The 23,611-nt window shown below is 68.4% G+C and carries 21 protein-coding genes; 3 read left to right on the top strand and 18 right to left on the bottom strand.

Annotated elements, in window-relative coordinates:
* Positions 1-343: 343 nt before the first annotated feature.
* Complete coding sequence (locus FPJ27_RS22020) at positions 344-2,644, bottom strand: NADP-dependent malic enzyme (RefSeq protein WP_072436343.1); 2,301 nt, start codon at positions 2,642-2,644, stop codon at positions 344-346.
* A gap of 177 nt (positions 2,645-2,821) precedes the next feature.
* Between FPJ27_RS22020 and thiL the strand changes: the two genes are divergently transcribed.
* Genes thiL through FPJ27_RS22005 form a run of 3 tightly spaced genes read left to right on the top strand, consistent with a single transcriptional unit; the run spans position 2,822 to position 4,893 of the window.
* A complete protein-coding gene (gene thiL, locus FPJ27_RS22015) occupies positions 2,822-3,820 on the top strand; it encodes a thiamine-phosphate kinase (RefSeq protein WP_072436344.1) in 999 nt (332 codons plus the stop codon).
* Positions 3,810-4,361: a phosphatidylglycerophosphatase A gene (locus FPJ27_RS22010; protein ID WP_204425745.1), complete on the top strand. Its 552-nt coding sequence runs from the start codon at positions 3,810-3,812 to the stop codon at positions 4,359-4,361. Before thiL ends, FPJ27_RS22010 begins: the two co-directional genes overlap by 11 nt.
* Before the next feature lie 31 nt (positions 4,362-4,392).
* Positions 4,393-4,893, top strand: a complete 501-nt coding sequence (locus FPJ27_RS22005; RefSeq protein WP_072436346.1) for a CinA family protein — start codon at positions 4,393-4,395, stop codon at positions 4,891-4,893.
* 102 nt (positions 4,894-4,995) lie between these two features.
* Here FPJ27_RS22005 and pyrF read toward each other — a convergent pair whose 3' ends face one another.
* From pyrF to mpl, 17 genes are all read right to left on the bottom strand, one after another.
* Positions 4,996-5,823 carry an orotidine-5'-phosphate decarboxylase gene (gene pyrF / locus FPJ27_RS22000; protein WP_174420938.1) on the bottom strand — a complete coding sequence of 276 codons (828 nt, stop codon included), beginning with the start codon at positions 5,821-5,823 and terminating at the stop codon, positions 4,996-4,998.
* Positions 5,824-5,862: 39 nt separating this feature from the next.
* Positions 5,863-6,924, bottom strand: coding sequence for an aldose 1-epimerase (locus FPJ27_RS21995; RefSeq protein ID WP_204425743.1), 1,062 nt, complete (start codon positions 6,922-6,924; stop codon positions 5,863-5,865).
* A gap of 50 nt (positions 6,925-6,974) precedes the next feature.
* Positions 6,975-7,790: an SDR family oxidoreductase gene (locus FPJ27_RS21990; protein ID WP_204425741.1), complete on the bottom strand. Its 816-nt coding sequence runs from the start codon at positions 7,788-7,790 to the stop codon at positions 6,975-6,977.
* A 24-nt stretch (positions 7,791-7,814) separates the two neighbouring features.
* Positions 7,815-8,831, bottom strand: a complete 1,017-nt coding sequence (gene araH, locus FPJ27_RS21985; RefSeq protein WP_072436350.1) for an L-arabinose ABC transporter permease AraH — start codon at positions 8,829-8,831, stop codon at positions 7,815-7,817.
* 70 nt (positions 8,832-8,901) lie between these two features.
* Positions 8,902-10,413, bottom strand: coding sequence for an L-arabinose ABC transporter ATP-binding protein AraG (gene araG / locus FPJ27_RS21980; RefSeq protein WP_204425739.1), 1,512 nt, complete (start codon positions 10,411-10,413; stop codon positions 8,902-8,904).
* A gap of 66 nt (positions 10,414-10,479) precedes the next feature.
* Entirely contained in the window at positions 10,480-11,475 is a 996-nt protein-coding gene (locus FPJ27_RS21975) for an arabinose ABC transporter substrate-binding protein (protein ID WP_034182691.1), read from the bottom strand.
* 102 nt (positions 11,476-11,577) lie between these two features.
* Positions 11,578-12,357, bottom strand: a complete 780-nt coding sequence (locus FPJ27_RS21970) for an SDR family oxidoreductase (RefSeq protein ID WP_204426339.1) — start codon at positions 12,355-12,357, stop codon at positions 11,578-11,580.
* Positions 12,357-13,034, bottom strand: coding sequence for a 2-dehydro-3-deoxy-6-phosphogalactonate aldolase (locus FPJ27_RS21965; protein ID WP_034182689.1), 678 nt, complete (start codon positions 13,032-13,034; stop codon positions 12,357-12,359). The genes FPJ27_RS21970 and FPJ27_RS21965 overlap by 1 nt, the downstream gene beginning before the upstream one ends.
* A 23-nt stretch (positions 13,035-13,057) precedes the next feature.
* A complete protein-coding gene (locus tag FPJ27_RS21960; protein WP_072436353.1) occupies positions 13,058-14,083 on the bottom strand; it encodes a 2-dehydro-3-deoxygalactonokinase in 1,026 nt (341 codons plus the stop codon).
* The gene (locus FPJ27_RS21955) at positions 14,080-14,979 is read right to left on the bottom strand and encodes an IclR family transcriptional regulator (protein WP_204425737.1); all 900 of its coding nucleotides are present in this window, start codon (positions 14,977-14,979) and stop codon (positions 14,080-14,082) included. Before FPJ27_RS21955 ends, FPJ27_RS21960 begins: the two co-directional genes overlap by 4 nt.
* 349 nt (positions 14,980-15,328) lie before the next feature.
* Positions 15,329-15,727 carry an EF-hand domain-containing protein gene (locus tag FPJ27_RS21950; RefSeq protein ID WP_072436355.1) on the bottom strand — a complete coding sequence of 133 codons (399 nt, stop codon included), beginning with the start codon at positions 15,725-15,727 and terminating at the stop codon, positions 15,329-15,331.
* Positions 15,728-15,807: 80 nt separating this feature from the next.
* Positions 15,808-17,418, bottom strand: coding sequence for a peptidase S10 (locus FPJ27_RS21945; RefSeq protein ID WP_204425735.1), 1,611 nt, complete (start codon positions 17,416-17,418; stop codon positions 15,808-15,810).
* A gap of 437 nt (positions 17,419-17,855) precedes the next feature.
* Entirely contained in the window at positions 17,856-18,593 is a 738-nt protein-coding gene (gene mtgA / locus FPJ27_RS21940) for a monofunctional biosynthetic peptidoglycan transglycosylase (RefSeq protein ID WP_204425733.1), read from the bottom strand.
* A 14-nt stretch (positions 18,594-18,607) separates the two neighbouring features.
* On the bottom strand, positions 18,608-19,474 hold the full coding sequence (aroE, locus tag FPJ27_RS21935; RefSeq protein WP_204425731.1) for a shikimate dehydrogenase: 867 nt from the start codon (positions 19,472-19,474) through the stop codon (positions 18,608-18,610).
* Positions 19,471-21,558: an RNB domain-containing ribonuclease gene (locus tag FPJ27_RS21930; protein ID WP_204425728.1), complete on the bottom strand. Its 2,088-nt coding sequence runs from the start codon at positions 21,556-21,558 to the stop codon at positions 19,471-19,473. The genes aroE and FPJ27_RS21930 overlap by 4 nt, the downstream gene beginning before the upstream one ends.
* 80 nt (positions 21,559-21,638) lie before the next feature.
* On the bottom strand, positions 21,639-22,208 hold the full coding sequence (locus FPJ27_RS21925) for a YqiA/YcfP family alpha/beta fold hydrolase (RefSeq protein WP_204425726.1): 570 nt from the start codon (positions 22,206-22,208) through the stop codon (positions 21,639-21,641).
* Positions 22,205-23,590 (bottom strand): UDP-N-acetylmuramate:L-alanyl-gamma-D-glutamyl-meso-diaminopimelate ligase, encoded by a 1,386-nt coding sequence (gene mpl / locus FPJ27_RS21920; RefSeq protein ID WP_204425724.1) that lies wholly within the window; start codon positions 23,588-23,590, stop codon positions 22,205-22,207. Before mpl ends, FPJ27_RS21925 begins: the two co-directional genes overlap by 4 nt.
* Between the last annotated feature and the right edge of the window lie 21 nt (positions 23,591-23,611).

The following is a 23,611-nucleotide window of genomic DNA, read 5'->3' as shown; positions in this document are numbered from 1 at the left end:
CGACCAACAAAGGCGTTAGCGTAGCGTTATTGTCCGCGCGAATCAATGTCCGTTTGGGAATCGAAAGCCCGACGACGCGCGGATTGACGTATTTCTTACCGAAATCACACTACATTTATCTTACATACGATAAAATGCGGGCGGCATCTCTCGTATGGCAAGACCCTGCCTCCTTGCCACGCTCGCTACCCGGAGTGGAGAGATGCTGCTGTTGCTTTGAGGGAAGCGCGTTTGCGCCCTGCCCGACGGCGTGCCCATTGCGGGCACGCCTCTTTTTGCTTTTGTTTACAATTTCGCCCGACGCGCCACGCCGGTTCGACCGGCCTGGCGCGTTCGTTTTCGCTCAGCGCGCGGCGTTCACGTCGGCGACCAGCAGCGCCGCCATGTTGACGATGCGGCGAACGGTCGCCGATTCGGTCAGCACGTGCACCGGCTGGGCAGCACCCAGCAGGATCGGCCCGATCGCGATGTTGTTGCCGGCGGCCGTCTTCAGCAGGTTGTACGCGATGTTCGCGGCGTCGATGTTCGGCAGGATCAGCAGGTTCGCGTCGCCTTCCAGCGTCGATTCCGGCAGGATTTCCTTGCGCAGCGCCGCGTCGAGCGCGACGTCGCCGTGCATCTCGCCGTCGACCTTCAGGTCAGGCGCGGTTTCATGCAGGATCGCGAGCGTATCGCGCATCTTCTGCGCCGAAGGCGCGTTGCTCGTGCCGAAATTCGAATGCGACAGCAGCGCGACCTTCGGCTCGATGCCGAAGCGGCGCACTTCTTCAGCCGCCATGATCGTGATCTCGGCAAGCTGCGCCGGGGTCGGATCGACGTTGACGTGCGTATCGACGAGGAAGATCTGGCGGCCCGGCAGCACGAGGCCGTTCATCGCCGCATAGACGCTGCAGCCGGCGCGCTTGCCGATCACCTGGTCGATGAAGTGCAGGTGGCGGTGCGTCGTGCTGATCGTGCCGCAGATCATCCCGTCCGCTTCGCCCCGCTTCACCAGCATCGCGCCGATCAGCGTCGTGCGGCGGCGCATCTCGACGCGCGCGAGCTGCTCGCTGATGCCCTTGCGCGCCATCAGCTTGTGGTACGACTGCCAGAAGTCGCGGTAGCGCTCGTCGTGCTCGGTGTTGACAACCGTGAAGTCGACACCCGGATTCAGGCGCAGGCCGTAGCGCTGGATACGGTGCTCGATCACCGAGGGCCGGCCGATCAGGATCGGCGTCGCGAGCTTTTCGTCGACGATGATCTGAACGGCACGCAACACGCGCTCTTCTTCGCCTTCCGCGAACACGACGCGCTTCTTCTCCGCCGGCGCGCTGCGCGCGATCTGGAAGATCGGCTTCATCGTCGTGCCGCTGTGATACACGAACTGCTGGAGATGGACGCGGTACGCCTCCATGTCCTCGATCGGACGCGTCGCGACGCCGCCGTCCATCGCGGCCTGCGCGACGGCCGGCGCGATCTTCACGATCAGGCGCGGGTCGAACGGCTTCGGAATCAGGTATTCGGGGCCGAACGACAGGTCCTGGATGCCGTACGCGGTCGCGACGATGTCGCTCTGTTCCTGCTGCGCGAGCTCGGCGATCGCATTGACGGCCGCGATCTCCATTTCACGCGTGATCGTCGTCGCGCCGACGTCGAGCGCGCCGCGGAAGATGAACGGGAAGCACAGGACGTTGTTGACCTGGTTCGGGTAGTCGGTGCGGCCCGTGGCCAGCACCGCGTCCGGGCGCACTTCGAGCGCGAGTTCCGGCAGGATTTCCGGCGTCGGGTTCGCGAGCGCGAGGATCAGCGGGCGCTCGGCCATGCCCTTCACCATCTCCTGCTTCAGCACGCCCGCGGCCGACAGGCCGAGGAAGATGTCCGCGCCTTCGATCACTTCGGCCAGCGTCCGCGCTTCGGTTTCTCGTGCGAAACGCTCCTTGTCCGGGTCCATCAGTTCGGTGCGGCCCTTGTAGACGACGCCGGCCAGGTCGGTCACCAGGATGTTCTCGATCGGCAGGCCGATGTCGACCAGCAGGTCGAGGCACGCAAGCGCGGCCGCGCCCGCGCCGGACGCGACGAGCTTCACCTTCTTGATGTCCTTGCCGACGACCTTCAGGCCGTTCGTGACGGCCGCGGCCACGACGATCGCGGTGCCGTGCTGGTCGTCGTGGAACACCGGGATCTTCATCCGCTTGCGCGCTTCGCGCTCGACGATGAAGCAGTCCGGCGCCTTGATGTCTTCCAGGTTGATCCCGCCGAAGGTCGGCTCCAGCGCGGCGATCACGTCGACGAGCTTGTGCGGATCCGACTCGTTCAGCTCGATGTCGAATACGTCGATGCCGGCGAACTTCTTGAACAGCACGGCCTTGCCTTCCATCACCGGCTTCGACGCGAGCGGGCCGATGTTGCCTAGACCGAGCACCGCCGTGCCGTTCGTGACGACGCCGACCAGGTTGCTGCGCGCGGTGAAACGCGCAGCGTTGAGCGGGTTCTCGACGATCTCCTCGCACGCATACGCCACGCCCGGCGAATACGCGAGCGCGAGGTCGCGCTGGTTGATCATCTGCTTGGTCGGAGCGATCGCGATCTTCCCGGGGGTCGGGAATTCGTGATAGTCGAGGGCGGCTTCGCGGAGCTTGGCTTTGGAGGAGGCTTGGGTGGACATGTGTCTCGTGACGGGCGGATTAGAATAACTGTTCGACGGCATTGTAGCGCCAATCGAAGGCCGCCAGACCGGCGATTCGGGTGCGACAGCCGCGACAAAAATGAACCGAACGGTGCAGGAACGCCGCCGTTCGCCTCGTACAATGCCGTTCCCTGAACCGTATCGGATCCGCCCGCCGTGCCAGCCGCCCTCTCCGAGTTTTCGCTGATCGATCGCTTCTTCGCGCGCCGCGCGGCACAGGGCGCACGCGCGTCGACGCTCGGCATCGGCGACGATTGCGCGCTGATCGCACCTCGATCCGGGAAATTGCTGGCCATTTCGACGGACATGCTGGTCGAGGGCCGCCACTTCTTCCCCGACGTCGCGCCCGACGCGCTCGGCCACAAGACGCTCGCGGTCAACCTGTCCGACCTCGCGGCGATGGGCGCCGAGCCGCGCGCGTTCACGCTCGCGTGCGCGCTGCCGCGCGCCGACGCGGCGTGGCTCGAGGCGTTCAGCAACGGGCTGTTCGCGCTCGCCGAGCGATTCGGCTGCGAGCTGGTCGGCGGCGACACGACAAGCGGGCCGCTGAACCTGTGCGTGACCGTATTCGGCGAAGTCGCGCCCGACGCGGCGCTGCGGCGCGATGCCGCGCGCGACGGCGACGACGTCTGGGTGTCCGGCACGCTCGGCGACGCGCGCGCCGGCCTCGGCGTCGCACGCGGCGAATGGGCGGCCGGCGCGAACGAAGCGGCCGCGTTCCGGCACGCGCTCGAGCGCCCCGAACCGCGCGTCGCGCTCGGCCTCGCGCTCGCGGGGGTCGCGCACGCGGCGCTCGACCTCTCCGACGGCCTCGCCGGCGACCTGCAGCACATCCTGGCACGCTCGAACGTTCGCGCCGAGATCGACGCCGACGCGGTACCGCGCTCGGCCGCGCTCGCGACGCTGCCGCCCGACGTGCAGCGCCGCTGCACGCTGGCGGGCGGCGACGACTACGAGCTGTGCTTCACGGCACCGGCTGCCGCCCGCGCGGCGGTCGAAGCGGCCGGCGCGACGGCCGGCGTGCCGGTCACGCGAATCGGTACAATACGCGCGTTGTCCGCGCCGTCGGAGCGGCCCGCGATCGCGTGGCGCGACGCCGCCGGCGCGCCCCTGGCTCTCACGTTGCACGGCTTCGACCACTTCCATGCAGACTGACCCGACGCCCGCGCACGCCGCGGCCGAACCCGGCGCCGCACCGAACGGGAATGCCCCGAAGCGCGCGAGCGCGCGCTTCATGCTGTCGCACCCGGCGCACCTCGTGTCGCTCGGCTTCGGCAGCGGGCTCGCGCCGATCATGCCCGGCACGTTCGGTTCGCTGCTCGGCTGGCTCACGTTCGTCGTGCTGAGCCGCTACCTGACGGTACCCGAATGGTGGATGCTGATCGCGGCCGGCTTCGCGGCGGGCACGTGGATCACCGGTTTCACCGCGAGGAAGATGGGCACGTCCGATCCGGGCGCCGTCGTCTGGGACGAGATCGTCGCGATCTGGCTCGTGATGCTGTTCGTCACGCCGGCGACCTTCATCGGCCAGTTGTGGGCGTTCGTCGCGTTCCGCTTCTTCGACATGCTCAAGCCGCCGCCGATCCGCTATTTCGACCGTCGCCTGAAAGGCGGGCTCGGCATCATGATCGACGACCTGGTCGCCGCGTTCATGACGCTGCTCGTGATCGCCCTGTGGCGCTCCGTCGTCGGCTGACCGATTTCCCGACTCTCGTTTCCCGACGCGCATGCCAACCGATTCCGTCGTCCACCAGCTTGCGATCCGCGCAGGCAACAAGCTGCGTGACGAGCACCTGACGCTCGCCACCGCCGAATCCTGCACCGGCGGCATGATCGCCGCGGCGATCACCGACATCTCCGGCAGCAGCCAGTGGTTCGAGCGCGGCTTCGTCACGTATTCGAACCAGGCCAAGATCGACATGATCGGCGTGCCGCCCGACCTGATCGACAAGCACGGCGCCGTCAGCGAGCCCGTCGCGCGCGCGATGGCCGAAGGCGCGCTGCGCAACAGCCGCGCGCAGGTCGCGCTGTCCGTCACGGGCATCGCGGGCCCGGCGGGCGGCAGCGAGAAAAAGCCGGTCGGCACCGTGTCGTTCGGCTGGAGCAACCGGCTCCATACCGACGTCGAAACGCTCGTGTTCAAGGGCGACCGCGAACAGATCCGCACGCAGGCGGCCGTGCATGCGCTGCGCGGGCTGCTGAAACTGCTCGACGAGCGCGAACGCTGAGCCGACAAGCGGACGAAGCGGGAAAGTTGAGCGGGAAAGCGGCACCGGCCCGCCGGTTCGGGCCTGCCGAAGTCGGCCGCCCGGAGGGGCGGCCGGAGCGTTTCAGCGATGCGCGTTGATCGTATCGCGGGTCTTCTGCGCGGCGAGCGCCGCGGCTTCGGCGAAATCCTCGCCGTTGCTCGCGTACAGGATCGCGCGCGACGAGTTGATCATCATGCCCGTGCCGTCGGCCGTGCGGCCGGCGTTGACGGTCGCCTGCACGTCGCCGCCCTGCGCACCGATGCCGGGGATCAGCAGCGGCATGTCGCCGACGATCCCGCGCACGATCTCGATTTCCTTCGGGAACGTCGCGCCGACCACGAGGCCGAGCTGGCCGTTCCTCGCGTTCCACTTGTTCGCCGCGAGATCCGCGACGACCTGGTACAGCGGCCGGCCTCCGGTCTCCAGAAACTGCAGGTCCGAGCCGCCCGGGTTCGACGTGCGGCACAGCACGATCACGCCCTTGCCTTCGTGCTCGAAGTACGGCTCGACCGAGTCGTAGCCCATGTACGGGTTCACCGTGACCGCGTCCGCGCGATAGCGCTCGAACGCCTCGCGCGCGTACTGCTCGGCCGTGCTGCCGATGTCGCCGCGCTTCGCGTCGAGGATCACGGGCAGGCCCGGATGCTGGAGGTGGATGTGCGCGATCAGCCGTTCGAGCTGGTCTTCCGCGCGATGCGCGGCGAAATAGGCGATCTGCGGCTTGAACGCGCTCGCGTACTGCGCGGTCGCGTCGACGATCTGCCGGCAGAATTCGAAGATCGCGTCGGGCTGGCCGTCGAACTGCACGGGAAAGCGCGACGGCTCGGGATCGAGGCCGACGCACAGCAGCGAATTCGTGCGCTGCCACGCGGCGCGCAGCGATTCGATGAAAGTAAGCGGGGAAGACATGGCGGGTACTCGCGGCAAACCGTTGGTAGACCGCGTATTTTACCCGCGTCTCCGGCGCGCCTCGCGAGTCGCGGCGTTGCCGCGCGCATCGGCGCGCCCGACGGTGAACGCGAAACGCCTCGTGAGCCGCTCGCCCGGCGCGAGCAGCGTCATTCCGTGCGCGGCCGCGCCGCCCGGCAGGTTCACCGCATTGATCGGATGATCGACCGGCTCGAAGCAGAAAAAATCCTCGCCGGGCGGCGTATAGAGCACGTACGCGTCGGCGTCGGCCGCGACGGTCAGCGAAAGCCGGCGGCGCGGCCAGCTCACCGTCGCGTGGCCGCCCCAGCCGGTGAACGCGTGATTGACGAGCGCCCCCGGCAGCGGATACGCGACGCCGAACTGCCAGGCCGGCGGCACGCTCACGTGCCGCACCGGCAGGAAATCGGCGCCCGACAGCCACAGCCCGCCGGCCGCCGCGGCCAGCTCGGTCACCGCGTCGCGCACGAGGAACGGATGCACGCCGAGCCCGAACGGCAGCCGGGCGCGCCCCGCGTTCTCGATCGTCAGCGCGATCGACAGCGTCGTGTCGTCGAGTTCGAACGACTGGATCGCGCGGAACGCATACGGCGCGCCACCCGCGCGATCGAGCGACAGTTGCAGCGTCGTGTCGGTCGCATCGTCCACCTGCCACGGCGCGAGCCAGCCGTCGCCGTGGATCGGCAGCGGCTCGTCGCGCCGGTTGCGCGGCACCGCGACCTTGCGCCCGTCGCATTCGAAGCGCGCGCCGCCGATCCGGTTCGAGTAAGGCAGCAGCGGATAACACGCGAGCTCGTTCGGGTCCGTCGCCGTCTCCGGATGCTCGCAGCGGCGAAACACCGGCACCAGCGCACCGTTGTCGCCGCGCCAGTCGAAGCGTGCGATGCCGCCGCCCAGATGCGGCAGCACGTCGAGCCGCAGCGACGCATTCGACAGCGATACGGCCGCCGCATGCGCGGCGCCCACGCCCTGCGCGAATGCGGCCGTCTGCGGGCCGGGGCTGACCGGCTGCGCGGCGGCGGCCAGGCGGGCGCGGCGCGACTGGCTCGTGGACGACGATGCGCGCGAGGACGTGGCGGTCATGATGAGCTCCTTTCCTTCGTCGAAGAAGCGATGCGGGTCGGTGCGAACGGTCAGGCCCAGCCGCCGTCGACGATCACGTCCTGCGCGGTGATCATCCGGCTGTCGTCGGACGCGAGGAACAGCGCCATCCGCGCGAGGTCGGCGGGCAGCAGTTCGGCGTCGAGACACTGGCCGGCCTTGATCGCCGCACGGCCCGCGTCGTCGAGCCACAGCCGGCGCTGCTTGTCTGTCATCACCCAGCCGGGCACCAGCGAGTTCACGCGGATGCCGAACGGGCCGAGGTCGCGTGCGAGGCCGCGCGTCAGGCCCTGCACCGCGGCCTTCGCCATCACGTAGACGGGATAGCCGCCGTTTTTCAGCATCCAGCTGATCGAGCCTAGATTGACGATCGCGCCGCCGCCGTGCTGCTTCATGTCGTCGATCACCGCCTGCGCGGCGAAGAACTGGTGGCGCAGGTTCACCGCGATGCCCGCGTCGAACGACTCGGGCGTCACGTCGCCGATCGCGTGGCGCGCGTCGTTCGCCGCGTTGTTCACGAGCACCGCGATCGCGCCGATGCGCGCGCGGATCGCGTCGATTGCATGACGCAGCGCGTCGATGTCGGTCAGGTCGCACTGGATGAACAGCGGCGCGTGGCGTACGTGCGGCGCATGCGCGAGGCTTTCCGCCAGCGCGGTGCCCGCGGCCGCATCGAGGTCGACGAACGCGACGCGCGCGCCCTGCCGCACGAAGTGCTCGACGAACGACGCGCCGATGCCGGTCGCGCCGCCCGTGATCAGCACCGCGCGATCCTCGAGGCTCGGGTATCGCGCAAAGCGCGCATGGCTCGCGGCGTGCGGGTCGTGCGCGGAAGTGTCGATGGTCATGCGGTTCGTCTCCGTGAAATCAGGTCAGTCGCGTACGCCGCGGTTCTTCAGCTGGTCGAGCAGCACGGCCGCGAGCAGGATCGCGCCGCGCACCAGGTACTGGTAGAACGCATCGATGTTCAGCAGGTTCATCACGTTCTCGACGGTACCCATGATCAGCACGCCGATCACGACGCCCGAGATCGTCGCGCGGCCGCCCATCAGCGACACGCCGCCGAGCACGCAAGCGGAGATCACGTTCAGCTCGAATCCCTGCGCGGCGTTCGGCTGGCCCGACGTGATGCGCGACGCGAGGATCACGCCCGCGAGCGCGGTCACCGCGCCCTGGATCAGGAAGATGTATACGCGCGTGCGTTCGACGTTGATCCCCGCGAGCCGCGACGCCTCGGGGTTGCCGCCGATCGCGAGCGTGTTGCGGCCGTACACGGTCTGGTTCAGCAGCACGCCGAACGCGATGAAGCACAGCAGCGTGACCCAGATCGGCAGCGATACGCCGAACAGCGACAACCCGCCGAGCGCGATGAACGTGTCCGACGACACGCCGACCGCCTGCCCCTTCGATACGATGAAGCCGAGCCCACGCACGATCTCCATCGTCGCGAGCGTCGTGATCAGCGCGTTGATGCGCAGGTACGCGATCACCGCGCCGTTCACGAAGCCGATCGCGGCGCCGGCCGCGACCGCCGCGACGATCGCGACGAACGTGTTGTCGGTCGCGTTCAGCACCATCGCGCACAGCACGCCCGAGAACGCGACGGTCGAGCCGATCGACAGGTCGAAGTCGCGCGACGCGAGACAGAACATCATCGTGCACGCGACCATGCCGATCTGCGAGATCGACAGCGCGAGGCCGAGCATGTTGTCGATCGAGAAGAAGTGATCGACCGTCAGCGACATCGTGATGAACATCACCGCGAAGATCGCGATGAGGCTGTACTCGGTGAGGTGCTGCCACCACTTCTGCCGGTCGCTTTGCTGTGGAACCAGCGCGTCGGCCGACTGCTTCACGGCTGCGCCGGCGAGGTTTTCCCTGACTTGCATGATTGTGTCTCCTGCTCCTGCATCGCGCGGCCCACGCCGCGCCTGGTCGATTCGAATGTCGTGCGCCGCGTCAGGCCGCCTGGGCGGCGCTCGTCTGCGGCAGCGCGAGGTTCAGCACCGCGTGCTCGTTCGCCCGTTCGCGCGGCAGCTCGCCTGCGATCCGGCCTTCGCGCATCACGACGATGCGATCGGACACGCCGAGCACTTCCGGCAGTTCCGACGACACCATCACGATCGCGCAGCCGCGCTCCGCGAGCCGGTAGATCACGTCGTAGATCTCGTGCTTCGCGCCGACGTCGATCCCGCGCGTCGGCTCGTCGAGGATCACGACCTTCAGGTCGGGCTCCGCGAGCCAGCGCGACAGGATCGCCTTCTGCTGGTTGCCGCCGGACAGGAAGCGGATCTTCTGCCGCCGGTTCGGCGTCTTGATCTTCAGCCGCTGGATGAAGCGGTCGGCCGTTTCGCTTTCGGTCTTGCGGTCGATGAACAGCCCTGCGCGCAGCGAATGGCGGCGGCAGCTGATGTTGATGTTCTCCGCGACCGACGCGATCGCGATGATCCCTTCTTCCTTGCGGTCCTCGGGGCACAGCACGATGCCGTGGCGAATCGCGTCGCCGGTGCGCTTCACGTCGATGCGCGCGCCGTCGAGCGTCAGCACGCCCGCGCGCCGGCGGTCCGCGCCGTACACGAGCCGCATCAGTTCGCTGCGGCCCGCGCCGACCAGCCCGAAGAAACCGACGATCTCGCCCGCGCGCACCGAGAAGCTCGCGGGTTCGCGCAGCGCCGGGCCGTCGACGCCTTCGGCGGAGAACCGCACGTCGCCGAGCGCGCGCGGCGCGTAATGGTAGATGTCCGAAATCTCGCGGCCGACCATCTCGGCGACGAGCCTCTCGCGCGGCACGTCGGCCAGCGCATCGTGCGACGCGATCTTGCGCCCGTCGCGGAAGATCGTGCACGCATCGCACAGCCGGTAGATCTCGTCCATCCGGTGCGAGATGTAGATCAGCGCGCGGCCCTGTGCACGCAGGTCGTCGACGAGCTTGAACAGCACCTCGGTCTCGCGATGCGACAGCGAACTCGTCGGTTCGTCGAGCGCGATCACGCGCGCATTGCGCATCAGCGCCTTGCAGATCTCGACCATCTGCCGCTGCGCGATCGACAGCCGCCCGAGCTTCGCGTCGGGATCGAGATCGACGCCCATCGCGGCGAGCCGCTCGCGCACGTAGCGCTTCGCCTCGCGCTTTTTCACCCAGCCGAACGCGTTCGGCAGGCGGCCGAGCAGCAGGTTTTCCGCGACCGTCAGGTCGGGCACGTACTGCAGCTCCTGGTGGATCACCGCGATGCCGGCCGCGATCGACGCGGCCGCACTCGCGAACTGCACGGGCCGACCGTCGACCAACACGCTGCCCGCATCGGGCTGGTATTCGCCGCCGAGAATCTTCAGCAGCGTCGACTTGCCCGCGCCGTTCTCGCCCATCAGGCCATGCACCTCGCCCGCATGCACGTCGAACGAAATGCCGTCGAGTGCGCGCACGCCGGGAAATACCTTGCCGATATTGTCAAAACGCAGTGCCGCTGACACGTCGTCTCCTACTTCCTGATCGATCGACCGCCGGCCGCCGCATCGCCGCGGCAGCCGGCGGGCCGCTTACTTCGACGCGAGCCCCATCTCCTCGCGCACCTTCGACACGTTGTCGCGCGTCGCGAGCATGCCCGTCGTCAGCGTCAGCGCCGGCGGTGCCTTGCCTTGCGTGATCCACGAGTACATCAGGTCCGAGGTTTCCTCGCCGTGGCGCTTCGGGCTGATGATCACGGTGCCGTAGAAGCCCGTCGGCTGCGGCTTCTTGAACTCGTTCAGCGCCGAATCGGAACCGCCGATGCCGATGCCGATCATGTTGTCCGACTTGAAGCCGCGCCCTTCGGCCGCGCGCACCGCGCCGAGCACGGCCTCGTCGTTCAGGCCGTACGCGACCCAGTGCTTGAACTGCGGGTTCTTCGTGAGCGCGATGTTCGCCGCGTTGAACGCGTTCTCGGTGTCGGTCTTCGCCTGCGGCGCCGCGATCACGTTCGCCTTCGGAAAACCGGCGGCCACCAGCGCGTCGGTCGCGCCGCTCGTGCGGTCGTGCGCGGTCGGCAGCTGCTCGTAGGTGATGTCGATCGCGCCGACCTCCTTCACGTTCCAGCCGCGCTTCTTGATCTCGGCCGCGATGCCGTCGCCGACCTGCTTGCCGATGTTGTACGCGGAGATCCCCATGTGCGGCACCGCTTCGATCGGCTTGCCCGCGCCGTCGACGAGGCGGTCATCGACCGTCATCATCTTCAGGTTGTGCGACTTCGCCTTCGCGACGATGCCCGGCCCGAGCTTCACGTCGGGCGTGCAGATGATGAAGCCCTGCGCCTTCTGCGCGGACAGGTTGTCGATCGCGCTCATCACCTTTTCGCCCGACGGCGCGCCGATCTTCACGAGCGTGAAGCCCTTTTCCTTCGCCGCCATCTCGGCGAACTTCCACTCGTCCTGGAACCACGGCTCTTCCGGCTGCTTCACCAGAAAGCCGATCTTGACCGGGTCGGCCGCGTGCGCAACCGGGCTACCCATCACCACCGCGGCTGCCGCGGCCAGCGTTACGAACGTTCTGCGTTTCATCTCCAGTGTCTCCTTGTTTTCATCGAACAGGATGCAGCCGCTTGTTGGTTTCGACGCAGCGTGCGCGCGGCCGTCGCACGTGCGGTCTTTCGAATCGTTGCGTCAGTCGTGATACAGCGCCGCGCGCCCGCCGTCGACGGTGATGCACGCGGCATTGATGAACGGCGCCTCGTCGGACGCCAGGAACACGGCCGTCATCGCGACCTCGTCGGGCCGGCCGATCCGCTTCATCGGCTGCAGCGCGAGCGTCTCGGCGCGCGCCGCGGCGGGATCGGGCTGCGCGTCCCACCAGTCGCGCGTGAGCTGCGTCTCGATGTAGCCCGGCGCGATCGCGTTCACGCGCACGTTGCGCGCCGCGTATTCGATGCCGAGCGCGCGCGTGAGACCCAGCACGCCGTGTTTCGCGACCGGGTACGGAAAGCAGCCCGGGATGATCCGGAACGCATGCGTCGACGCGATGTTCACGATGCTGCCGCGGCCGCGTTCGACCATGCCTTCCAGCGCCGCGCGGCAGCCGTGCCACACGCCGTCGAGATCGACCGCGAAGCAGCGACGCCAGTCGTCGTCGGTCATCGTCAGCGGATCGGCGAACACGTTGATGCCCGCGTTGTTCACGAGCACGTCGAGCGGGCCGAATGCCGCTTCGGCCTGCGCGAGCGCATCGCGCACCGCCTCCTGCCGTGTGACGTCCGCTTGCAGCGGCAGCACGCGCGCGCCGTCGACGTCGTGCGCGATCGCGGCGGCCGTGTGCTGCGCCTGCGGGAAGTCGAGATCGACGAGCGTGACGGCCGCGCCTTCGCGCACGAACGCACGGGCGATCGCGGCGCCGATTCCGCGGCCCGCGCCCGTCACCATCGCGACCTTGCCCGCGAGGCGGCCCATCATGCGGCTCCGCCGCGCGCGACGCGCAATCCGGCCTGGAACGCGCGCGCGTTCGCCGCGGTCGCGTCGGCCGCCTGGCCGGGCCGGTACAGCGCCGAGCCGAGCCCGAAGCCGTTCGCGCCGGCCGCGAGGAACGGCTGCATGTTGTCCGGCGAAATTCCGCCGACCGGGATCAGCGGCACCGCGCGGTCGATCACCGCGCGCCATGCCTTCACGACCGTCACGCCGAGCTGCTCGGCCGGGAACATCTTCAGCACGTCGGCGCCGTTCGCGAGCGCAGCGAACGCTTCGGTCGGCGTCGCGACGCCCGGCGCGCTCGCGAGGCCGCGCTCGCGTGCGCGGCGTATCACGGCCGCGTCGCTGTGCGGCATCACGATCAGCGCGCCGCCCGCGTCCTGCACGCGATCGACGTACTCGGCGCGCAGCACGGTGCCCGCGCCGACGATCGCATCGTCGGGCAGCGCGCGCCGCAGCTTCGCGATGCTGTCGAACGGATCCGGCGAGTTGAGCGGCACCTCGACGATCCGGAAACCGGCTTCGTACAGCGCATGCCCGTGGTCGGCCGCGTCGGCTGGCGTGATCCCGCGCAGGATCGCGATCAGCGGGCACGCGTCGAACGCGCGCATCAGTGCGGCGTGGGGCGTGTACGGTGCGGGCAACGTAAGGTCGGACGGCATGACTGGGTTCCTCTGCAATCGGTTCATTGGTCGGCCAGGACAGGCTCGCCGTCCGCGCGCACGAGCCCGGCGCGCGCCGCGATCCGCCACAGGCCGCGCTCGGTCGCATGCGCGACGACCCGCGCGTGCGTGTGGCCGAATACGCGGAGCGCATCGACGTAGCGTGCGCACAAGACGTCGTCGCCGATCAGCAGCAGCGGCTGGTCCGCGAGCGCGATGCCGCGCTCCGCGAGCATCGCGTCGAGCGCATTGAGTTCATGGCCGATCAGCAGGCCGGACAGGTAGTCGCCCTGCGCGTCGGGCGCGAGCCGGTCGGTCAGGCCGAGCGTGCGCGTGCTGAAAATCGTCGCGAGCAGCCCTGTGCGCTGCGCGCCGCGCGCGACCGACACGCCGCGCGCGAACGCCGCGCGATCGGGCGACGCGCCCGCGCGCATCGTGCGGCCGAGGATCGTGTGGTCGCGCAGCGCCGCGAACAGCTCGCCCGTCATGAAGGTCTGGAAGCGTTCGATCAGCCCGTCCTTCACCCATGCCCATTTCGCATGGGTGCCCGGCAAGCCGATCAGTAGCCCTGAACGATCGGCGTCAAGCATGGGATCGCTCGCGAGCGCACCGAATATCTGCGTTTCTTCGCCGCGCATCACGTCGGGCAATTCGCCCGTCGCGATCACGCCCGGCACGATCGATACCGTCGCGCCGCGCGACGTCGTCACTGTAATGAGACCCGCGGCAAGCGCGTCGGCGCCGGCCGGCACCGCAACGTACGGCGCCTCGCGCCAGCCCTGCGCGCTGCCGACCATCCCGGCGGCGAGTACCGGCAGCCCGGGCGTGCGGTCGAGCCAGTCGCCGCAGGCGTCCTCGAACACCGCATCGAACGCGCGCGCGCCGCCGCCCGGCACGTGCATGACACCTGCCGCGCGGCTGCGCGTGTCGATGAGCGCGCCGTGCGCGTCGTACAGATACGCGCGCAGCGACGTCGTGCCCCAGTCGAGCGCGATCAGCGACGGGGTGGCGGAGCTGGCAACCGGAACGGCCCGGATCGAAGTCGTCATCGTTTGATCCTGCGGGTACCCTGCGGCGGGCTCCAGCCCAGTTCCGCGGAAATGGCTCGCGCTTCGCGCTGCACGAGAGGAATCAGTTCGTCCATCCGGTCATGCGGCATGTACGGAATCGTGCTCGCGACCGACACGGCCGCGACGATCGCACCCGATGCGTCGCGGATCGGCGCGGCCACGCAGCGGATCGACGCCTCGTTCTCCTCGAGGTCGAACGTATAGCCGCCGGCCGCGTAATGGGCCATGCGCTGCAGGAACGCACTCGTCTCCGGCCGGTTGTCGGGCTTGAAAGTGACGCCGGCCAGCGCGCGCCGCGCGGCCTCGAACAGCGAGCGCCACAGGTCGGGATCGAGGTCGAGCATCATCGCCTTGCCGATGCCCGTCGATGCGAGCGGCATCCGGTGGCCGACGCGCGAGCGCATCTCGAGGCCTCGCGTGCCGGGAATCTTGTCGATGTACAGCACGTCGTCGCCGTCGCGCACGCCGAGATGGATCGTGTCGAGCGTCGCTTCCGCGAGCGCTTCGAGATGCGGCCGCGCCACCGCGGTGAGCGGCATCTGCTCGAGCGCGATCGTGCCGAGCTCGATCAGCTTCGGGCCGAGCAGGTAGCCGCCCTGCACCTGGCGCAGGTAGCGCGCCTGCACGAGGCTGCTGACAAGACGGTGCGTCGTGCTGCGTGTCGTGCCGAGCGCGGCGCCGATCGCGCGCATGTCGCGCGCGCCGTTCGCGATCGCCTCGAGGATCGCGAGACCGCGCAGCAGCGTCTGCGTGCCGGCCTGCTGCGCGGCGAGATCGAGCGGCGTGCTGGTCGCGCCGATGCTGTCGGTCAGCGACCCGTCGTCCGGCGTCGCACGCCGGGCGTCGAGGGCAAGGGATACGGGCATCTTGGTCATGGGGCGGGCTTCTTCAACGGAATCGGTGAAGCCGCTCGCGCGGCGCCGGAACTGCGTCCGGTGCTGCGGCGTGGCGGCGGTCGATGCACCGAGTAAAGCGCCCGGCGAACTTCATGGAATATGTCTCCGTGTGCGTCGGGCGCCGCGCGATGCGTGGGTCCGAAGCTGTCGATGTGCTTCGGATTGTAGGAGCGCACGCACTCGTCTCCAATATTTGAATGCGTTGTCCAGATAATGAGAATTCAGACGAGGTACGCTGCGCGCATGGCGCGACGGCAACGCCATGTGCACGGGGGCGGAACCCGCCGCGCAGCAGGTTCCGCCCCCGTTTGTTCACTACGTACCGCGCTTACTGCTGGCTCGTGCTGCGTGCCTGCATGTAGCGCTGCACGTCGGCGAACGACACGCGGCCGCTGCCGCCCGAATCGATCTGCCGGAAGTGGTTCGCGACATAACCGAGCCCGGCCGCGCGCGCCTGCGCCTCGGTGATCGAACCCGTGCTCTGCGTATCGGCCGAGTCGAACTGCCGCGCGAGCTTGCGCACCACCTGCGCATGCAGCGCGGCGCCCGTCGTCTGCGTGCCGGCGGTCGGCTTGCGCGCGGCCGGCGGCACGTACGGATCGCCGAGTTGCGCCTGGCGCGCACGCGCCGGTGCGGCGGCGTCGCTCGCCTGCGCGAACGCGGATACGGATGCTGCAGCGGCGGCGCATGCGAGCGCCGCGGCAACGACGATGAAACGATTCTTCATATCAGGCTCCAGTCTGGAATGAGGTCGTCGACGGCAGGCGAGGCGCCGCCGGGGGCGCCTGTCGCCGGCCCGGCGCAGCATCAGTGCGCGGCCGCGTTGTAGAAAGTCACGAGATCGGCTTTCTCCTGCGGACGCGACGTATCGTCGAGATAGACCATGTGGCCGCCCTGATAGTCCTTGATCGTCAGGTTCGGTTGCGTCCCGAGCCGCGCGAGGTCGAGCTCGGTCTGGTAGAACGGCGTCGCGATGTCGTGATACCCGTTCAGCGACAGCACCTTCAACGACGGATTCAACGTCAGCGCAGCGGCCAGATCGGGGATCGTGTCGGGCATCGCGAGGCCGTCGTGCGTCCAGTCCCACGTGTTGATCGCATTGCTGCTCAACGAGTAGGCCGACTGCGCGGTGTACTTCAGCTCGTTCGGCAGGTAGCTGCCGATCGTGTCGGTGAACGGCTTCGTGATGAACGTGCTCGACGGATCGCCGTCCGCCGCCAGCGGGCTCGACACCGGCACGTTCACGCGCGCGTCGTAGCGGCCGATCAGCGTGCCCGGGATCAGCGACAGCTGGAAGCTGTTGTCGAAGAAGGTCGGGATCACGTTGAAGTCCGCGTTCCACAGCGCCTGCTTCACGCCGGTCGAGTTCGCCATCGTCGTGACGAGACTCGGCGGCGGCGGCGTATGGCTCGCCAGGTACGCGTTCACGGCGGGCGCGTAGCTGCCGGCCGTCAGCACGCGCATCTGGTCCGCATACTGCGGCAGGTTCGACGGGTTCGGATTGTCGAGCTGGTAATACGCACCGACGGTGCCGTAGGACGGCGCGAAGCCCGCGCAGCTCACCGGGCTCGACCCGTTGTTCGAGTTGCCGATATAGTCGCTCGCCATGTCGCAGTTCGTGTTGTAGTTCAGGATCGACGACTGCAGCACGATGCCGGCAAGCTTCACGCCGGCCGTCTCGAGCAGGTTCGCGAGCACGTCGGTGCGCGGCGTGCCGTACGACTCGCCGAACAGGTATTTCGGCGAATCGTTGCGCTGGTTCACGGTCAGGTAGCGCGTCACGAAATCGCGGAACGCGCCGGCGTCCTGGTCGACGCCCCAGAACGTCTGGTTCGTGTTCGGCGCGATCGCTTCGGAAAAGCCGGTGCCGATCGCGTCGACGAACACGAGGTCGGTCGTGTCGAGCAGGCTTTCCTGGTTGTCGACGAACGGGAACGTCGACGCGTTCGCGTTCGGGTCGCCCGTCTGGACCCGCCGCGGGCCGAACGAGCCGAGGTGCAGCCACACCGATGCCGAACCGGGGCCGCCGTTGTACAGGAACGTGACGGGCCGCTTCGCCGCGGGCTGGTTGTCGGCCGTGTAGGCCACGTAGAAGAACGATGCCTCGGGCGCGCCCGTCTGCGGATTGCGCGCGACGAGGTGGCCGGCCGTGGCCGTGTAGCGGATCGTCTTGCCGTTCAGCGTGATCTGGTGATGCGTGACGGCGGCCTTTTCGACCGCGGCGGATGCGTCGAGCGACGCGTTCGCGCTCGACGAATAACTGTTCGGATCGTTGTACGCCCTGTCCACCTGACTGGCGGGATCGGCTGAGTTGTCGGCGCTGGCAGCGGCGGACGATGTCACGTCGTCGTTGCAGGCCGTCAGAATCAGCGAAGAAAAAACCACCCCCAACAACAGCTTCGCTTTGCTCGCTGGCATCGTTGCTTTCCTTCTCTCGGATGTTTTTTGTGTCGAGCAGCCGGATAAGCCGCCCCCCGCCTCGATTGCGGCCGATAAGCCGAGGCGCTGGCCAATATACGCGAGCACATCGGCTTTGAAAAATTTTGAAATATTTGGCCGGCGGCCGGTGCGGCGCACACCTTTCAGGAATGCTTCGGTTCGCGAAACGTTGCATTTCGCGCCGCTTTCAACGCCTTTCGCGTTTACCCGGGAATACTAAAAAAGCGCGGATTTCGCGCCCTATCGGCCAACAAAATCGCGCGGTCGCCGGCATTGCTCAGCAAAGCGAAATAGACGAATTCGTCTAAAGGATGTGGCCCGAAATGCGCGCGACGCGAATGCGCTGCGGCGCACCAATCGCGCACCAATGGCGCATTGACGGCAGAACGGACAATGCGGCGGCGCGAGCGCGCCGCTCACTCCGATTGCGGAAGCGCGGCCGCGCCCATCCGGCGGGCGATGATGGCCGCGCGCTGTGCCTGGTAGGCCGAGCCGCGATGCGCGTCGAACCAGCGCGGCTTCGGCAGCATCACCGCGAGACGCGCCGACTGCCACGCGCCGAGCCGGCTCGCGGGAATCCTGTAGTAATAGCGCGCGGCCGCTTCGGCGCCGTACACGCCGCGGCCCCATTCGACGGAATTCAGGTAGATTTCGAAGATCCGCTCCTTGTCGAGCACCGTTTCGAGCATCCACGTGATGATGAGCTCCTGCCCCTTGCGGATATAGCTCTTCTCGCGCGACAGGAACAGGTTGCGCGCGAGCTGCTGCGTGATCGTCGAACCGCCCGCGACGATCCGGCCGCGCGCCTTGTTCTTCTCCCACGCCTGCAGGATCGCGTCGACGTCGTAGCCGTTGTTGGTCGCGAAGGTCGAGTCTTCGGATGCGATCAGCGCGCGCTTCAGGTTGCGCGAGATCTGGTCGTACGGCACCCACTGGTGCTGGATCCGCGCGGGCGGCTTGTCGCGCGACAGCCACCACGCGTCGGTGCGCATGAATGCGGTCGAACCCGGGTTCACGAACGACCACAGCGCAATCTGCGCGAGGTAGAACAACTGCGTCGCGAGCCACGCGCCCGCGAACACCGCACCCGCGTAGACGATCCAGCGGGCCGGGCTCACCGTCCGCGTGCGCTGCGTGCTGCTTACCGCCACCACGTGCCGCGCTCCGTTCAGCTCGCCGCGAGCGCCTGGCGCAGCGCGGCAAGTACCGGTGCACCGTCCGGCCGCACGCCGCGCCAGATAAAGAACGATTCGGCCGCCTGCTCGACGAGCATCCCGAGCCCGTCGGCCGTGCGTGCACCGAGCGACGCCGCATGCTGCATGAACACGGTCGGCTGCGCGCCGTACATCATGTCGTACGCCAGCGTGCCCGCGCCGAATGCGGCCGCGTCGCACGCCGGCAGCGCGGCATCGAGGCTGCCGGCCGTCGCATTGACGATCACGTCGTACGGCTCCGCGCGTACCACGTCGGGGCCGCCGCCCGCGAGCGTGCAGCCCGCATCGTGCGCGGCCTGCATGAACTGGCCGACGAGCGCCTCGGCCTTGCTGGCGGTGCGGTTCACGATCGTGATCGACAGCGGCGCGCGCTCGAGCAACGGCAGCACGACACCGCGCGCGGCGCCGCCCGCGCCGAGCAGCAGGATGCGTGCGCCCGCGAGCGACACGCCGAGGTTCGCTTCGATGTCGCGCACCAGACCAACGCCATCGGTGTTGTCGCCGTGGATGCGTCCGTCGGCTTCGATGCGCAGCGTGTTCACCGCGCCCGCCGCCGCCGCGCGCGGCGACAGCGTGTCGGCGAGCGCATGCGCTTCGAGCTTGAACGGCACCGTCACGTTCGCGCCGCGACCGCCTTCGGCAACGAACGCGCGCACGGCCGCTTCGAAACCGTCGACCGGCGCGAGCCGGTGCGCGTACTCGATCGCCTCGCCGGTCTGCGCTGCGAACTGCGCGTGGATGAACGGCGACTTGCTGTGCGCCACCGGGTTGCCGAACACCACGTAGCGGTCGGCGCCGCTCGTCGACGCAACCGCGTTCATGATGCGCGCCCCTCGTCGCCGTCGTTGCCGCTCGCGGCTTCGCCGCCCGCACCTGCCGCCGCACCGTCCGCTTCGGCCAGCGCTTCCGCCTCGGTTTCCGCCGTGGCGTCTTCCGCGTCGATCAGCGTGTCGTCGCCGCCTTCGGCATCATCCTCTTCCTCGGCCGCATCGCCGCTGGTCACGGTCGGCGCATCGAGCACGTTCAGCAGCCGCACCGATGCCTCGATCGTCAGCTCGTCGAGCGACATCACGTCGAGCAGCACGCGCGTGCCGCGCGCATGCACGCCGAGCCCCGGCACGTGCAGCAGCAGCGGAATTTCCTCGAGGCGCACGAGATCGCCCTTCACGACGCTCGCGACGACGTGCTTCTTCTGCTCCTGCGCGAGCCAGCGCAGGCACCAGAAATATTCCATCCGGCGCTGGTAGTCGGCGTACGCGGTATAGGTGTCGTCGAAGCCCTGCACGACCGCGTACAGGTCGGCGTCCTTCGGCTTGAACGGCGCGGCGAGCTTGGCGGTGACGCCATGCTGCACGCATGCGAGCAGTTGCCACTGATTCACGAGGTCGACGTAGCGGCGCAGCGGCGACGTGCTCCATGCGTACTGCGGCACGCCGAGGCCTTCGTGCGGCGCGGCCGTCGTCTGCATCCGCGTGCGCTTCGGGCCCGGCGCGCCGAAGCCGCGCTGCGAGCGGTAGATGCCGGGCACCGTATGATCGTGCAGGAACGCGCCCCAGGTCGAGTTCGCGAGGATCGCGAGCTCGGACACGATCAGGTCGAGCGGCGAACCGCGGCGGCGCGGCGTGATCGACACGTGCTCGCCTTCGACGTAGAAGTTGTAGTCGGTGTTGCGCTGCACTTCGCGCTTCAGGCCGTAGCCCGCGCGCGCGAGCTGGCGCTTCTCGAACAGCGCCTGCGCGAGCGGCCACAGCACGGCGATGTCGTCCTTGTGCGGGTAGTCGCCGGTGCCGGCCGCGAGCGTCTCTTCGTTGACGAGCTCGTCGAGCGTGTTGTGACGCAGGTTGTTCTTCACGAACACGAGTTCGGCGCGCGTCTCGTTCGCGACGATGTCCTGCGTTTCGCGGTTGACGATGATGTACAGCGACAGCGCCGGGCGGTAATCGCCCTCCTTCAGCGTGAACACGTCGACGACGTCGTCCGGCAGCATCGTGATCTTGTCGCCCGGCATGTAGACGGTCGACAGGCGCGTGCGCGCGATCGCGTCGATCGCGTCGCCGCGCACGATGCCGAGCGCCGGCGCCGCGATGTGCACGCCGATCCGCACGCGGCCGTCGGACAGGTGTTCGACCGAGAACGCATCGTCGATTTCGGTCGTCGTGATGTCGTCGATCGAGAACGCCTCGACGTTCGCGCGCGGCAGGTCGTCCGGCAGCGCGCCGACCGTGACGGGCGGAAAGCCCGTGCCGTGCGGGAAGAATTCCGCGAGGAAGCGCGCCTCGTGCAGCGCACGCGGCGACGCGATGCCGCCGCAGTCGAGCATCAGCCGCGCCGGCGACACGCCGCGCGCGCCGGCGGCCGCTTCCATTGCCTTGTATTCGATCGCGTTCTTGTCCGGCCGCGTCAGCAGCCCGAGCACCTTGCCCGCGAACGCTTCCGGCAGCTTGCCGGCCTTCAGCTCCTCTTCATACTGCGCCTGGACGAGCGCCTGCTGGCGCTTGCGCTCGAGCGACGCAAGCGCCATCTTGAGCTGCTCTTCCGGCGCGCGCTGGTACTGGCCGCGCCCCTTGCGGCGGAAGTAGACGGGCGAGCCGTGCAGCCGCAGCACCAGCGCCGCGCGCTCGACCGGGCCGTACGCCGCGCCGAAGTACTCCTCGGCCAGCGCCGTATACGCGAACTCGTCGGCCGGCGCGCATTCCCACAGGAAATCCAGATCGATCTGCTGCGCGGCCGTGTCGGCCTCCTGCATCAGTTCGCCCGCGGCCGGCTTGTCGAATTCGATCAGCACGTCTTTCGCGCGCACCTTCGCACGCCGCCCGCCGGGCAACTCGACCTGAAATGCGTCGCCCTGGCGCGACAGCACGCTGCCCGCCTTGAAACTGCCCGATTCCTCGAAGAAAACGTTCACTCAGTACTCTCGTTCAGACTGCCGGACGCCGCATCGGCGGCGCCGCATGATGATGGGGATTCGATCGGCACGCGGCCGGTTTATCGCGCTTTTCCGTCGCAAAACGCGAGAACGTCGTCGACATAGTCGGCAAATTCGCTGATGCCGTGATCGCTGCCTTCGATCACGCGCGTTTTCGCGCCCGGGTAATGGGCCAGCATCTCGCGGTAGTCGAGCACTTCGTCGCCGGTCGCCGCGAACAGATAGTAGCGCTCGGCACGCGTGATCGCCGGCACGCGCAGCGCATCGAGCTCGTGCAGGTGATGGCGCTCGACGACGATCGTGCCGCCGCCGTGCCACAGCGGCTGTTCGCCCAGATGCTGCTCGAGATCGCGCTGCGGCACGATGGCCGGATTCAGCAGCACGGCCTTCCAGCCGTGCTTTTCGGCCAGCCACGTGGCGTAATAGCCGCCAAGCGAGCTGCCGATGACGGTCACGTCGCGCGCACCGGCAACCTCGGCTTCCGCGACGGCGATCGCGTCGAGCGGCGACACGGACAGCGACGGGCACCGCCACTCGGCCGTGCGGCCGAGTTCGGCCATGCGCGCGGCGAGCAGCCTCGACTTCTGCGATTCCGGCGACGACCGGAAGCCGTGCAGATACAGGATCACGTGCGGCTCCCGAGCGCGTCGAGCAGCTTCTGGTGCACGCCGCCGAAGCCGCCGTTGCTCATCACGAGCACGTGGTCGCCCGGGCGCGCGGCCTCGGTGACGGCCTTCACCAGCAGGTGCAGATCGTCGAACGCGTGCGCCTTGCCGCCGAGCGGCGCGAGCGCCTCGCCGAGATTCCAGCCGAGCGCGTCGCGCCCGGTCGGCGCGCCGTAGCCGAACACGAGATCGGCATCGGCCAGGCTCGCGGGCAATTGCGCCTTCATCACGCCCAGCTTCATCGTGTTCGAGCGCGGCTCGAGTACCGCGAGGATGCGGGCATTCCGGCTACCGATGCGCGCACGAAGGCCGGCGATCGTGGTTTCGATTGCGGTCGGATGGTGCGCGAAGTCGTCGTAGACGGTCACGCCGTCCACGCTTCCGCGCACTTCCATGCGGCGCTTCACGTTGCGGAACGCTGCGAGGGAGGCTGCGGCCTGCGCGGGCGGCACGCCGACGTGGCGCGCGGCGGCGATCGCCGCGAGCGCGTTCATCCGGTTGTGATCGCCCTGCACCTGCCACGCGACTTCGCCGACACGCTCCGCGTGCGAATACACGGCAAAACGCTCGTCGACCGGCACGCCGTCCTCGGCCGGCAGCGCCTGCCAGCCGCCGTCGACGCCGAACCGCTCGACCTCGCTCCAGCAGCCGCGCGCCAGCACGCGCTCGAGCGCGTCCGAGCGGCCGTTCGTGACGATCCGGCCGACACCGGGCACGGTGCGCACGAGGTGATGGAATTGCGTTTCGATCGCGGCGAGATCCGGGAAGATGTCGGCGTGATCGAATTCAAGGTTGTTCAGCACCGCGGTGCGCGGCCGGTAATGGACGAACTTCGAGCGCTTGTCGAAGAACGCCGTATCGTATTCGTCGGCCTCGATCACGAAGAAGCTCGAATCGGTGAGCCGCGCCGACACGCCGTAGTTCAGCGGCACGCCGCCGATCAGGAAGCCCGGGTTCAGGCCCGCGTCTTCCAGCAGCCACGCGAGCATCGACGACGTGGTCGTCTTGCCGTGCGTGCCCGCGACCGCGAGCACCCATTTGCCGGCCAGCACGTGCTCGCCGAGCCACTGCGGGCCCGACACGTAAGGCAGGCCGCGATCGAGGATCGCCTCCATCAGCGGATTGCCGCGCGTGACGACGTTGCCGATCACGAACAGGTCCGGTTTCAGGTCGATCTGTTCGGCGCCGTAGCCCTCGATCAGCGTGATGCCCTGCGCCTCGAGCTGCGTGCTCATCGGCGGATAGACGCCCGCGTCGCAACCCGTCACCGTGTGGCCCGCCTCGCGCGCGAGTACGGCGAGACCGCCCATGAAGGTGCCGCAGATGCCAAGAATGTGGATGTGCATAGATGAATGCTTTCGCGCCGC

The sequence above is a fragment of the Burkholderia sp. MS455 genome, from assembly GCF_016899445.1.
In the GTDB taxonomy this organism is placed as follows: Bacteria; Pseudomonadota; Gammaproteobacteria; order Burkholderiales; family Burkholderiaceae; genus Burkholderia; species Burkholderia pyrrocinia_C.
Note: the sequence above shows the minus strand (reverse complement) of the source record. Positions and strands in the feature narration are given on the sequence as shown.

What these genes read in the sequence shown, in the direction of transcription:
- FPJ27_RS22020 (WP_072436343.1), bottom strand. Translation starts at nt 2,644, where the DNA reads ATGTCCACCCAAGCCTCCTCCAAAGCCAAGCTCCGCGAAGCCGCCCTC.
- araH (WP_072436350.1), bottom strand. Translation starts at nt 8,831, where the DNA reads ATGCAAGTCAGGGAAAACCTCGCCGGCGCAGCCGTGAAGCAGTCGGCC.
- aroE (WP_204425731.1), bottom strand. Translation starts at nt 19,474, where the DNA reads ATGAACGCGGTTGCGTCGACGAGCGGCGCCGACCGCTACGTGGTGTTC.
- FPJ27_RS22005 (WP_072436346.1), top strand. Translation starts at nt 4,393, where the DNA reads ATGCCAACCGATTCCGTCGTCCACCAGCTTGCGATCCGCGCAGGCAAC.
- mpl (WP_204425724.1), bottom strand. Translation starts at nt 23,590, where the DNA reads ATGCACATCCACATTCTTGGCATCTGCGGCACCTTCATGGGCGGTCTC.
- FPJ27_RS21995 (WP_204425743.1), bottom strand. Translation starts at nt 6,924, where the DNA reads ATGACCGCCACGTCCTCGCGCGCATCGTCGTCCACGAGCCAGTCGCGC.
- pyrF (WP_174420938.1), bottom strand. Translation starts at nt 5,823, where the DNA reads ATGTCTTCCCCGCTTACTTTCATCGAATCGCTGCGCGCCGCGTGGCAG.
- FPJ27_RS21955 (WP_204425737.1), bottom strand. Translation starts at nt 14,979, where the DNA reads ATGACCAAGATGCCCGTATCCCTTGCCCTCGACGCCCGGCGTGCGACG.
- FPJ27_RS21970 (WP_204426339.1), bottom strand. Translation starts at nt 12,357, where the DNA reads ATGGGCCGCCTCGCGGGCAAGGTCGCGATGGTGACGGGCGCGGGCCGC.
- FPJ27_RS21950 (WP_072436355.1), bottom strand. Translation starts at nt 15,727, where the DNA reads ATGAAGAATCGTTTCATCGTCGTTGCCGCGGCGCTCGCATGCGCCGCC.
- FPJ27_RS22010 (WP_204425745.1), top strand. Translation starts at nt 3,810, where the DNA reads ATGCAGACTGACCCGACGCCCGCGCACGCCGCGGCCGAACCCGGCGCC.
- FPJ27_RS21990 (WP_204425741.1), bottom strand. Translation starts at nt 7,790, where the DNA reads ATGACCATCGACACTTCCGCGCACGACCCGCACGCCGCGAGCCATGCG.
- FPJ27_RS21965 (WP_034182689.1), bottom strand. Translation starts at nt 13,034, where the DNA reads ATGCCGTCCGACCTTACGTTGCCCGCACCGTACACGCCCCACGCCGCA.
- FPJ27_RS21975 (WP_034182691.1), bottom strand. Translation starts at nt 11,475, where the DNA reads ATGAAACGCAGAACGTTCGTAACGCTGGCCGCGGCAGCCGCGGTGGTG.
- FPJ27_RS21945 (WP_204425735.1), bottom strand. Translation starts at nt 17,418, where the DNA reads ATGCCAGCGAGCAAAGCGAAGCTGTTGTTGGGGGTGGTTTTTTCTTCG.
- FPJ27_RS21960 (WP_072436353.1), bottom strand. Translation starts at nt 14,083, where the DNA reads ATGACGACTTCGATCCGGGCCGTTCCGGTTGCCAGCTCCGCCACCCCG.